The 12,321-nt window shown below is 53.4% G+C and carries 5 protein-coding genes; 2 read left to right on the top strand and 3 right to left on the bottom strand.

Translation table 11 applies throughout. From position 1 onward, the window contains the following. Positions 1-124: 124 nt before the first annotated feature. The 3 genes from FOA19_RS12195 to dinB all read right to left on the bottom strand — a co-directional run bounded on the left by FOA19_RS12195 (position 125) and on the right by dinB (position 7,050). Positions 125-1,468 carry a S8 family peptidase gene (locus tag FOA19_RS12195; protein WP_223808867.1) on the bottom strand — a complete coding sequence of 448 codons (1,344 nt, stop codon included), beginning with the start codon at positions 1,466-1,468 and terminating at the stop codon, positions 125-127. Positions 1,469-2,206: 738 nt separating this feature from the next. Continuing rightward, the gene (locus FOA19_RS12190) at positions 2,207-5,161 is read right to left on the bottom strand and encodes a DNA polymerase III subunit alpha (RefSeq protein ID WP_149091092.1); all 2,955 of its coding nucleotides are present in this window, start codon (positions 5,159-5,161) and stop codon (positions 2,207-2,209) included. A gap of 737 nt (positions 5,162-5,898) precedes the next feature. Beyond that, a complete protein-coding gene (gene dinB / locus FOA19_RS12185; RefSeq protein ID WP_149091091.1) occupies positions 5,899-7,050 on the bottom strand; it encodes a DNA polymerase IV in 1,152 nt (383 codons plus the stop codon). A gap of 1,072 nt (positions 7,051-8,122) precedes the next feature. Here dinB and FOA19_RS12180 point away from each other — a divergent pair. Both FOA19_RS12180 and FOA19_RS12175 read left to right on the top strand, forming a co-directional pair. Beyond that, positions 8,123-11,488, top strand: coding sequence for a UvrD-helicase domain-containing protein (locus FOA19_RS12180; RefSeq protein ID WP_149091090.1), 3,366 nt, complete (start codon positions 8,123-8,125; stop codon positions 11,486-11,488). Between the two features lie 134 nt (positions 11,489-11,622). Further along, complete coding sequence (locus FOA19_RS12175; RefSeq protein WP_149091089.1) at positions 11,623-12,303, top strand: hypothetical protein; 681 nt, start codon at positions 11,623-11,625, stop codon at positions 12,301-12,303. Positions 12,304-12,321: the final 18 nt, after the last annotated feature.

The following is a 12,321-nucleotide window of genomic DNA, read 5'->3' as shown; positions in this document are numbered from 1 at the left end:
TTTACCATCACCAGTGCTATAAACGAAGCACCTGCTCTATCGCCCTAAACGCAAAAGGCCGTCCTGAAAAGTATCAGGACGGCCTTTTGCGTTTAGGGCCTGTTTTTACAGAAACAGGTTAGATTTAGAAATTACTCATGTTCAGGCGACCGCCGGTCACGCATTTCCCCGCCAGCGATGCCGTTGGGGTAGCGCTGCCCAGGATGGCATTCTTGATAGCCGTAGCAGTAGAGCCTGGGTGAGAAGCCGCGTACAATGCCGCAGCTCCGGTCACGTGCGGCGTAGCCATCGACGTGCCGCTGTAGCCTGAGTACGTATTGTAGGCCGTGGTGGAGAAAATGGCGGCACCCGGCGCCCCAATGTCTACCGTAGTGGCTCCGTAATTGGAGAAAGGAGCCCGCGCTCCCGAAGAAGTGATAGCCGCCACCGCGATGACGTTCGGCAGGTTGTAGTTGGAGGGATAATTGGCTACAACATCGTTGTTATCGCCTACTCCGTCTGATCCGCCGTTGCCGGCTGCCGCCACAAAAAGGATGCTTTTGGCATTGGCCCGATTGATGGCATCGTACAGGGCTTGGGAGTAGCCACCGCCGCCCCAAGAATTGTTGCTGGCCACAATGTTGATGCCGTGACGGTTCTTCAGGTCGGTGAGGTAATCCAGGGCTTTGATAGCGGCTACCGATGTTCCGCCGGTCTGGCCCAGGAACTTGCAGGAGATCATCTTCACGTTCCAGTTCACGCCCACTACCCCGGCGCCGTTATTTTTAGCCCCAATGGTACCGGCCACGTGCGTGCCGTGGTCATCTACGCTGCCCCCGGAGCCGCCGTCATAGACGGTTTTGTTGTTGCCCGCGAAGTCCCAGCCGTTCACATCGTCAATGTAGCCGTTGCCGTCGTTGTCAATGCCGTCTGCTTTGTCATAAGGGTTCACCCATACCTGGCCCTGCAAGTCAGGGTGGTTTGTCTGCACGCCCTCGTCAATGATGCCCACCACGACCGAGGCAGATCCGATATGCCCTTTGGCCCAGGCTTCAGCTGCCTGGCTGCCGTAGACGTTCTTTGGGTTGGTGGCGTCACCGTACAATCCCCAAAGGTTGTTTTGGGTGAAATATGGGTCTGCCGTGGTCGCCTGGTGGGTGTAGAGGTAGTTGGGCTCGGCGTATTCAATCATGTCCGCGCCTTTTACTTTGCTCAAGGCCTCTAAGGCGGCCAGCGGCGTATGTACCAGTACCAGTCCTTCTTTGTCGCCGAGGCGTTCCATGGTCTTGGTCAGGATTTTCTCTTTCACCTTGCCTCCAATACGGGCGAAGACGGCCGCTCTGGCCTCCTGTGAAGCGCCTGCTTTGAACTTCACCAACACCTCGTTGGGTACTACGCGCTGCTCCCCGGCTATTCTGGCATCTGATTGGCTAGACGCAGCTACTTCCTGGTTTTCAATGAGTTGCTCCGTGTCGCAAGCGGTGAACATGGTTACTGAACACAGGCTTGCCGCGAAAGCGAACCTTCCAAGGGTAAAAGAATTTCTCTTCATATTTGTTTATTGGATGAGGATTGGATAGGAATAATCATCTACAAGTGAAAGTAAAGATAGACTAATGGATTGCTTAAATACAACTCTTCAAAACCGATAATCTTCTATCAAATACCCAAATCTTAATATATAACAATCATATCTTTAGTTTCTTACCTCTGTCGAACTCATCTAAAAGCTGTTTACACCTCTTACAATCAACTTTACTTAATTATATTCAAGGCGCCCAGTCGTTAACCAAGAGTTTCCTGTATTGAGCAACCCATTTTTAATTCTTCCTTCCGTTAATTCATCTTAAACTTGTGCAAACTGCTCGTAAATGGCGGTATAGGATTCTGCAAAGACAAACCTAACCCTCGCTCAGTTCGCCTGTTTTCAGGGTATTTTAATAGAAAGCACCTGAAAGCAGATCACTGCCTTAAAAATCTTAAGCCGCATATTTTCGTTTAAGAGACGTTTGAAAATTTCGGACTCAAAACGCTATTATTTTTTCGAAGGGAAAGCGACAGACGAACAATGGTTTACGGTTTAGAAGCAAAGAACCCTTAGGCTAGTGGCTCAGAAGACCAACCAAGGGCATCTACCCACCACCTTAGGCAGGAGCTTATCCCTAAAATCGAAGCCGGCGTTTAGGGCCTGTTTTCTGCAAATCGGCCCTAAACATGGTACCGACTCTTAGTACCGGGGATCTTTCTGGAATGGTAGCTTCGCCATTTTCTCCACTTCCATGCTGGGAAACCCGAACTCCTCCACTACTTTGCCATAGAGCAGGTACACGCCGTTGCCTTTGAAGGGCCAGCTTTTGAGCGAGGGCGGGAAATGCACGGTATCGAAGAAATCGCCGGCGCTGTCCAGGAACGTACCGAACTGCATGACCTCGCCGCGTACGGTGCGCACGTATTTGGTGGTCACCAGTACGCCGATCATGCGCACCTTCTGCCCCAAGAACGCAGACAGGTCTTTGGCGGGCACATCGCCCCGCGCCGAGGTCTGCAGCAGCTCAAAGTACGAGCAGGTCACCGGAAAGCCCAGCAGTTCCATCTCGTCGTAGGCGTCTTCCACCAACGTATGGGTGAGCGTGGGCAGCGTGAACGTCTTAACCGATGTCTGGAACAGCAGTGATTGGCCCGGCGCAGACACCTTGTGGCCCAGGTGCAGGTGCGCCTCCCAGAGCAGCGTCTTCTTGTCCTGACCCGTGAAGCGCAGCGCCTGCACCCGCACCAGAATCAGCAGCTGCTCCAGCGTGATCTGGCTGCGCCGGATGAACTCCTCCAACGAGGCGTAAGGTCCGTTCTCCTCCCGCTCACTTACCATCTTAAAGGCCGCTTTCTGCTCCAGGTTCTGCACGTGCACCAGCCCCAGGTAAATATCGGTGCCCGCGATGGAGGTATAGTACCGGCTATGGTTCACGCAGGGCAGATGAATGGTCCCGCCCGCTTTCTGCGCCTGCTGCACGTACACCCACGTCTTGTAAAAGCCCCCGAAGTTGTTGATCACAGCCACCATGAACTCCAGCGGATAATAAGTTTTCAGGAACAGGCTTTGGTAACTCTCCACGGCAAAGGAGGCCGAGTGTGCCTTGGAGAACGAATACCCCGCGAAGGACTCAATCTGCCGCCAGACCTCCTTGGTGATGGCCTCAGAGTAGCCCCGCTCCCGGCAGTTGGCAAAGAACTTGTCCACCAGTTTCTGGAACTCGGCGCGGGACCGGTACTTGCCGCTCATGGCCCGGCGCAGCACATCGGCATCTGCCAGGTCCAACCCCGCGAAGTGATGGCAGACCTTAAGCACGTCTTCCTGGTAGACCATCACGCCGTAGGTCTCGCCCAGCTGCTCGCCCATCACCGGGTGGATGTGCTGGATCTGGTCTGGGTGGTGGAACCGGTGGATGTAGGCCTTCATCATTCCGCTCTTGGCCACGCCCGGCCGGATGATGGAACTGGCTGCCACCAGTGATAGGTAATTGTCGCAGCGCAGCTTGGTCAAAAGCCCCCGCATGGCCGGACTCTCAATGTAAAAGCACCCGATGGTGTCACCAGACTTGAGCTGTTCCTTCACTTTCTCGTCCTGCTTGAACCGGGCCACGTCGTGCGCGTCTACCTTAATGCCCCGGTTCTGCTGCACCAGCTGCACGCACTCCTTGATGTGCCCGATGCCCCGCTGGCTCAGGATGTCCAGCTTCTCAAACCCGATGCTCTCCGCCACATACATGTCCCACTGCACCGTGGGCAGGCCTTTGGGCGGCAAATCCAGGGCCGTGTAGCTGTAAATAGGTTCCTCAGAGATGAGCACGCCCCCGGCATGGATGGAGCGCACGTTGGGAAAATCAGTGAGCATCTGCCCGTACCGGAAAATCTCCTTGGTGATGTGGTTGGCGTTGTCAGAAGCCAGCGGCTGGGCCACCAGCGCATCCAGCTCAGTTTTAGGTAATCCGTAGACCTTACCCAGTTCCCGCAAGATGGAGCTCTGCTGAAACGTGACCATGGCACCCAGTAAGGCGGTGTGCTGTTTGCCGTACCGCTTGAAGATGTAGTCCAGTACCTCGTCGCGTTCATCCCAGCTGTAATCAATGTCAAAATCCGGGGGCGAAGTGCGCTTGGGGTTGAGGAAGCGTTCAAAGTAAAGGTCCAGCTCAATTGGGTCAACATCCGTGATATGCAAGCAATAAGCCACCACACTGTTGGCCCCGCTCCCCCGCCCCACGTGGTAAAAACCCCGGCTCATGGAGTACCGGATCACGTCCCAGGTGATGAGGAAATAGGAGCTGAAACCCAGTTTGTGGATGATGGCCAGCTCATGCGCGACCCGTTGTTTGGCTACTTTGTGCTGCGCGCCATAGCGCTTCCGGAGGCCGTCCCAGGCCAGTTTTTCCAACAGCAGCCTGTCATCCTCGTCGGTGCCCGTGAAGGTCAGTTTGTTTCTCCTTTTCTGAAAATCGAATGTAAACGTCGCCTCCCGCGCCAGCTTCTCGGCATTCTGCACCAACTCCGGAAACTGCGCGTACCCTTTCAGGATATCGGGGCAGGGCTTAAAGCAGGCCTCCTCCCCGGCCACACCGTGCTGCCCCTCCAGCTGACTCAGCAGGATGTTATGGTCGATGGCCCGTAGGTGCCGATGCAGGGCCACGCCTTCCGCGTCTTTGCAGGTGAACAGCGGATACATGACGAGCGGAGCGCCCTGCCGCCGCAACTCAGAGAAAAGCAACTGGTTCACCTCACCGGGCGCCACCCCCACGTACTCATTCTCGCGGAGCGACAGCTGCCCTCCCATCGCGCTGGCCCGCGCGAACGGATAAATGATGAAGGCGTGTGAGAAAGTCGGCGGCACCTCAGGCAGCGGCTGGTGCTGCAAGAGGTAGTGGCTCAGGAAAGCATTCAGCTCCTGAAAGCCCGCCTGGTTTCTGGCGACGCCCGTGTACAGCCATTGGTGCTCCCGCCGGAACTCAATGCCCACAAGCGGCTGGAGGCCCTGCGCCTGGCAAGCCTTGATAAAGGGAAACACTCCTGAGGTGGAATTGATATCGGTCAACGCCAGCGCCGCATACCCCCGCGCCTTCGCCTCCGCCGCCAACTCCTCCACCGACAGCGTCCCGTACCGCAGACTATAATAAGAATGGACAAAGGCTAACATGTTCTGGTATCACTCATCACGTAGCACCCCGCACGATTACTTAACATATTTATCTAAATTAAAGACACATCCTAAACTTGAGACCTTTAAAATCTACCGATGCGTTTCTGGCCCACTTTCGCGAAAACAGCCGCTAAACAGCAGCCTCTTCCGCCTACATGGTTCCTTCCCTTAAAGCAGCGCCTGATGCATTCCCTGAAGAACATGGTTCAAAGAGAAACATGGTTCAAGGCTAGGTCTGGGACTTATCACGCATGGAAGTTGGTAACTGCACTGAGTCAAGACTATTAAGTTCCCGCTGGCGCGAGTTTGCAGCTCGTGTCCGCACGCATACCTGAACCTTGGCCAAATCAACTATGTGAAGGCACGAGCTGGAAGCTCGCGCTAGCGTTGTACTAGCCAGGGTTACTCCATAAAAAGGATGAACTACTCCTGGGCTCTCGCCTCACGGCAGTTGCAAACTGCCGGTCATAATAGGTCCAAGTCACAGACTTGAACCATATAATTTTCTTTATATCTATACACTCTTAACTACATCGTCTTAAGCCAACTATGATCCAATACATAAATCAACACTTCTTACATTTAGCGGCTGTTTTATCAGAATGACCATGAAACTGCTCCTGCCAACCATCAGTCGGATCATCTACAAAGCAGACTATCCTCCCAAGTAAACCTTCCCCAATTAGCACATCAGCACATTACCTCATTAGCACATTAAACCCAGCACATTACCCCTACAGCCCTACCGCCCGCTTCACCGCGCTGTCGCCGTAGCGGTGCCTGATCTTGTCCATGGCCTGGTAGAGGCTGGCCAACTCGGCGGTATCCTCAAAAAGGTCTATCTGCTGGAAGCCCTGCACCAGGTGACTCAGGCGCACGCCCAACAGCCGGATGAGCAGGCGGCGGTTGTAGAGCTTCTGGAACAGCTCTTTCGCCTTCTTAATGAGGAGGTGGTCTGAGGCGGTATAGGGAATGGAGATCTGCTGGGTGTGCGTGTCAAAATTGGCGTACCGGATCTTGACGGTGATGCAGCCGGAAAGTTTTCCCTGCTGCCGGAGGTCAAAGGCCAGCCCCTCGGTCATGGACACCAGCAGGTTGTTCAGGAAAGAAATATCGGTGGTATCGGTGGCGAAGGTCTTCTCCGTGCTGATGGACTTCTGCTCAGAGTACGGTACTACCGGCGCGCGGTCAATGCCATTGGCTTTCTCCCAGATGTGCACCCCCTCCTTGCCCAGCACCTTCTGGATCATCTCCACCGGCACCATGGTGAGCACCTCAATGGTAGGGATGCCCATGTTGCGCAACAGCTGATAGTTCTTCTGCCCCACGCCCGGGATTTTCCGGATGGACAGCGGCGCCAGAAACGGCTTCACCTCCTCCTGACAGACCTGCAGCGCCCCATTAGGCTTGGCCTGTCCCGTCGCGATCTTGGAAACCGTCTTGTTCACCGACAACCCGAAGGAAATAGGCAGGCCCGTTTCTTTCATAATGGTGCTACGGAGCTCGTTCGTCCATTTCCAGGTCCCCACGAATTTGTCCATACCGGTCACATCCAGGTAATGCTCGTCAATAGAGGCCTTCTCATAAACCGGTGCCTTCTCGGCGATGATCTGGGTTACTTTATGGGAATGCTGGCTGTAGGCTTCCATGTCGCCGCGCAGCACGATGGCCTCACTGCAGAGCTGCCGCGCCATTCTCATGGGCATGCCCGCGTGCACCCCGAAGAAGCGCGTTTCATAACTGCAACTGGCCACCACCCCCCTGTCGGAGAGGCCGCCAATGATGATCGGTTTATGCTGGAGCTGGGTATTGCGCAGGCGCTCCACCGACACAAAAAAGGTATCCAGGTCTAAATGGGCAACGGTACGGTTCTCTGTTAACAACATACTTTTCCGGAAAAGCTAAAACCACAAGGCTTACAAATACTAAATATTTTAGCAATTACGGGATTGACATATAGATAAGCTAAATATATGAGAATTATTTATTCACATTTTTACTAACATAGTTAGCATAAAACTTGTTATGAAAGGAGTTAAAACCAACTGTTTTTGGGGCTTATGAGTGAGTCAGGAGGGTTTTCAGAGAGGATAAGCAAGCTGTTGATGACAATACCAACAACGGCAACCATGTTGGTTAGAGAGAAGAAGGACAGGAATTTACTAAAGTAGGTAGCAAAAAGTACTGCTGTTTGCTGCTGGGGACATGTTTGAGATAAGGCGATGCCTAGCCTCTACATTCTGGAAATGTGTAAATGTGTGGACCAGCAGGTGTAAACATCCGCCTTTGCTTCCCTCAAGGGGAGAATCTTAGAAAAGATGAAAGCGACTGATGGAAGCCATAGAGCTACAGGCATGCACCCAGAATGCAGTTTTGAGGCTCTCGCCTCACTGAAGTTGCAAACTTCAGATCATTTTAGGTCCAAGTCACAGACTTGAACCAGGGAAAATTAACCTACCCCTCCGAGGAGGGGAATGAAGGCTTCTCAATAGCTGCCTCCTTGACTAAGGAGAAACAGGGGTGATTCGCTGTTGCGAGCTGCAAAGGCTTTAACTAAATGCACCAATTCCAGCCTTTCGGTTGAGCGCCTTTGTTTTAGACCTGGTGCCGCGAGAGCGGCAGGCCAACCGGCCAAGGCTAAAACAGCAGCGCGATGCCGGAAGGCGGGGCCTCGCGGCCGTGAGCGCACGGAGCCCAGCTATGAAACAATAAAGCTCATGCACCCACGCAAACAGCGGCCCCTCGCCAGCAAAAGCGGACTACAATTGCATAAGAAAACTGATAGTACACAACAAACGTCTGCCCGCGCAAGCGGACTACGCAAACACAAGCAACCAAACAAAAACAGAAAAGACAAACCCTTCATCTTTCCCCTCACCTCTCCTATTTTTTGCCTAATTTCGTCAAAACACCCCATAAACGCGGAGGGCTTCCAAAGGCCTCCACCTGACTTTACCCATGCCTGCATCCTTTAAAATATACTCCTCCTCGGCCGGCTCCGGCAAGACGTACCACCTCACGAAGGAATACCTGAAACTGGCCCTGCAGAGCGAGGACGTCTCCTATTATAAGAACATCTTGGCCATCACCTTCACCAATGACGCGGCGCAGGAGATGAAGACCCGGATTCTGGGCGCCATGCGCGGCTTCAATGATCCGCAGTTGCCGGAGAAGGAGAAAGCCAAAAGCGACTTGCTGCTATTGAACATATTAAACGAGATACAGCACGAGTACGGCCAACCCAACTTGACGGAGGAAACGTTGCGCGGACGGGCGGCGCAGGTGTTTGACCACCTGCTGTTCCATTACTCTGAGTTCGCGGTGAGCACCATTGACTCCTTCGTAAACCGGGTGGTGAGTGCCTTTACCACCGAGCTGAAGTTGCCCCACAATTTTGAGGTGGACATGGACGCGCAGACGCTGCTGAGCACGGCCGTGAGTCTGCTGCTGAACAAGGTGAACCTACGCGAGGAGAACCGGCTCTTGGCCGAGACGCTGCAGCAGTACGCCCTGGAGAAAGCCGAGGAAGGCCGCAGCTGGAACAACCTGCCCGAGGAACTCGCTGATTTTGCCCGCCACCTGCTGAACGAGCAGACCTATGAACACCTGCTTGACATCGGCACACTTACTTTGCAGGACTTCAAGAAGATACGCACCTCACTCTACACCCAGAAACAAGACATTGAGAAGCAGATCAAAGCCTGCGCCGAGGAGGCCATGCAGCTCATTGACACCAGTGGCCTCTCTCCCGCTGACCTGTCCTACGGTGACCGCGGCATCTACTCCTACTTCCGGAAATGGACCCGCGACTTTGACATCACCACCGCCAACAGCAACGCCGCCAAAACCGTCTCAGACGACAAGTGGCCCAGCGGTAAGGCCAGCGCAGGCGCCAAAGCCAGCATTGAGCAGATCAAGCATCGGCTAGCCGAATTGTACCGGCAAATTGAGGAACTGAAGGAGCGCGAGTCGCAGAACTACATCATTATCTCGGCCATGCTGCCACACCTGTATAAGCTGAGTGTGCTGAGTGAGCTGGAGCGCTGCATCCAGGAGATCAAGCTGGACAAAAACCTGGTGCACATCTCGGAGTTCAACAAGCGCATCACCGAGATTGTGTTGCAGGAGCCTATTCCGTTCATCTATGAGCGCCTGGGCGAGCGGTACCAGCACATCCTCATTGACGAGTTCCAGGACACCTCGGTGCTGCAGTGGAACAACCTGTTGCCGCTGGTGGAGAACGCCCTGGCCGGCGACCACTTCAACATGGTGGTGGGCGATGCCAAGCAGGCCATCTACGGCTGGCGCGGCGGCGAGATGGAGCAGATTCTGCACCTGCACCGCAACCAGACGCATCACCTGTACGCCAACTCGCGCTTTGAGGAGAACGTGGCCCCGCGCTATGACACCCTGCGCTGGACGTTATCGCCGGAGCACCTGAACACCAATTACCGCAGCGCCCCCGAGATCATCACCTTCAACAACGAGCTGTTCGGGTACATCAGCCAGGCCAATCCGCAGTTCCCGCTCTTGCAGGCCATCTATGACGATAAATTCCAGCAGGAAGCACCGGAGGGCAAAATTACCGGGGAAGCGCATCTGCAGGTACTGTTCACCCATGACGAGGACAGTCCTCGGCAGTACGACCTGGATTCCTGCATCCGCACCGAGGAAATCTACGAGGGCTACACTTCTGATGACCTGCTCTCTTACCAGGAAAGCACGCTGCAGTTGGTATTGCAAATGGTGCAGCAGGCCCAAGCCGATGGCTACGCGCCCCGCGACATCGCCATTCTGAGCCGCACGAACCGCAACAGCAAGCTGGTGGCTAATTTCCTGAAGCAGAAGAAATTCGACATCATCTCGCAGGACTCGCTCTCGCTGCAGTTTGCCGAGGTCATCAACCTGATCATCTCGTTCTTCAAACTCTTGAACCAGCCGCAGGACAGCCTGGCCCGCTCGCAGGCGCTGTACCTGGTCTACAAAGTGGTGCACCAGCAGATGCCCGACAACGTGACCACCGGCAAGATCGCGGAGCTGGCCACTGACCCCAGCATTGAACCGTTCTTCCGGTTTCTGCAGGGCCAGAGCTTTGACATAGATTATAAGGATGCGGGCAACCTGTCTATCTATGAACTCACCGAGAAACTCATCAGGGTTTTTGACCTACTGGGTAAGAACAACGAGTGCGAGTACCTGTTCCGGTTCCTGGACCTGGTGCTGGAGTACACGCTCAAGTACAGCAACAACCTCAACAATTTCCTGCAGTACTGGGACCTGCACAAAGAGCATCTGAGCATCAACACGCCCAAAGACCGCGACGCCATCACCATTACCAGCATCCACAAAAGTAAAGGCCTGGACTACCCGGTGGTGATAGTGCCGTTCTGTGACTGGAGCCTGGAGCCGCAAACCTCCTCCCTGCTCTGGGGCACGCTGCCCGACTCCGTGGCTGGAGACAGCAAACTGCGCACCGCCGTGGTCACCTTGAACAAAAAGCTGGAGCAGACCGCTTTGAAGGAACAGTATGCCCAAAAGCTGGAGAAAACTTTTATTGAGAACCTGAACATGCTTTACGTGGCCCTCACCCGTCCCGTGGACCGGCTGTACCTCATTGGCAAGGCGCAAGATTTCAAAAAAGCTAACTACCAGAAGAACGTGAGCTATTGGCTGTACCGCTACCTGGAGCAGAAACAGCTGTGGCAAGACGGGAAATACTGCTACCAACTGGCCAAAGGCGCGCAACAAGCCGTGAGCCACAAACCCCTCACCGAGGACGTCTACGTGCTGGACAAATTCACCTCGGCGGACTGGGCCAAGAACCTGAAACTGAAACAGCACGCCAACAACGTCTTCGATTTTGAGACCCAGCAGGAACACCGCCGCTGGAACCGAAAACTCCATTACGCCCTGGCCCGCATCACCTACGCCGAGGAAGCGCCCAAAGCCCTGCGCCAACTGGTGCACCAGGGCATTATCTCGCAGCGCGAACTGCCCACCCTCAACCAGATGGTGCAGCACGTACTCAACCATCCGCAGATGAAGCGCTATTTCAGCCGTACTATGACCGTGGAGAATGAGCGCGAGGTCCTAGACGTGCGCACCAACCGCTACAAACCAGACCGCATCGTGTTCGGGGAAGCCGGCGACGTCACGCTCATTGACTACAAACTTCCGCCTGCCAAAGAAGAATACCGAGACAGCCTGAACTCCTACGCCGCCCTCTTCCGCGAGTTGGTGTTCACCAAAATCACGTGCGTGGTATACTACTTTGAAGAGGAACGCGTGGAGGAATGGGAGTATGTGGGTGAGGTGGCTGGGTAAAGATTAGGTGCGAATTGGGTTAGATTTTGGCTTGTTTTTACAAAAGAGGCTGGAAACTTAATTCTGTTAAACAATCAGCAAAGACTCAAAAAGAACATTACCCAACCATTCGAATTTGCTGAGAAATTATAGTGATGAAAGTTCTATTTCTCTCCATTTGCCTGCTCTTAGTGATGAGCCAAAACCTCCTATTTGGTCAGCCAAAAAACACTTCAACGGTGCCAATTAACCAAGTTGGTTACCAAGAAACGCTAGCGTTGGTATTGAAGGCAGAAAAGAAGGCAATGGCAAGAAGAATGTACATGAAGAACAGGAAAACTGATCCTGACTACGAGTTCACTAGTTGGAGGGCAATTTTTCAGAAAGAAGCTCCTGCCTTGATAGCTAACCCAGAACAGCATGCCCACTCGTTACTAATGATTTTGAAATCTCAAGAGATTGAAAAGGATGAGGGGTTTAATGTAGACTTGGTCAGGGTGTTATACCCTATTTGCATTGAGCAATATGCAGAGGTTATCCATACAGTACATGGTTTATACTCAGAAGGTAAGGTTGACCTCTTTACCTTGGCATTGACAGCAAATCCAAGCTTCTATTTCTGCAGCAATGTTTACGAAAACCGCCACAATCAGATATTACAGCAAGAACTGCAACATGTAGCTGACCTTTTAAAGCCAGCAAATTCACCATATGAAGAACTGGTAACATCAGGCATAAAAGATCTGCTTTCCGGAAAAGAAGACGAAGATTACCAGGAATTTATTACAAACCATTCGCCTTATTTACCCAATAAACCTTGTAAATCAGAAAAGTAAACCTTTGTTAAAGCGAGT

Source organism: Rufibacter hautae (genome assembly GCF_008271695.1).
GTDB classification, from domain to species: Bacteria; Bacteroidota; Bacteroidia; order Cytophagales; family Hymenobacteraceae; genus Nibribacter; species Nibribacter hautae.
The sequence above is the reverse complement of the archived record's forward strand: the minus strand, read 5'-3'. Positions and strand labels throughout refer to the sequence as shown.

Excerpts from the sequence above, each read along its gene's own strand:
- FOA19_RS12195 (WP_223808867.1), bottom strand. The coding sequence starts at position 1,468 with ATGTTCACCGCTTGCGACACGGAGCAACTCATTGAAAACCAGGAAGTA.
- FOA19_RS12190 (WP_149091092.1), bottom strand. The coding sequence starts at position 5,161 with ATGTTAGCCTTTGTCCATTCTTATTATAGTCTGCGGTACGGGACGCTG.
- dinB (WP_149091091.1), bottom strand. The coding sequence starts at position 7,050 with ATGTTGTTAACAGAGAACCGTACCGTTGCCCATTTAGACCTGGATACC.
- FOA19_RS12180 (WP_149091090.1), top strand. The coding sequence starts at position 8,123 with ATGCCTGCATCCTTTAAAATATACTCCTCCTCGGCCGGCTCCGGCAAG.
- FOA19_RS12175 (WP_149091089.1), top strand. The coding sequence starts at position 11,623 with ATGAAAGTTCTATTTCTCTCCATTTGCCTGCTCTTAGTGATGAGCCAA.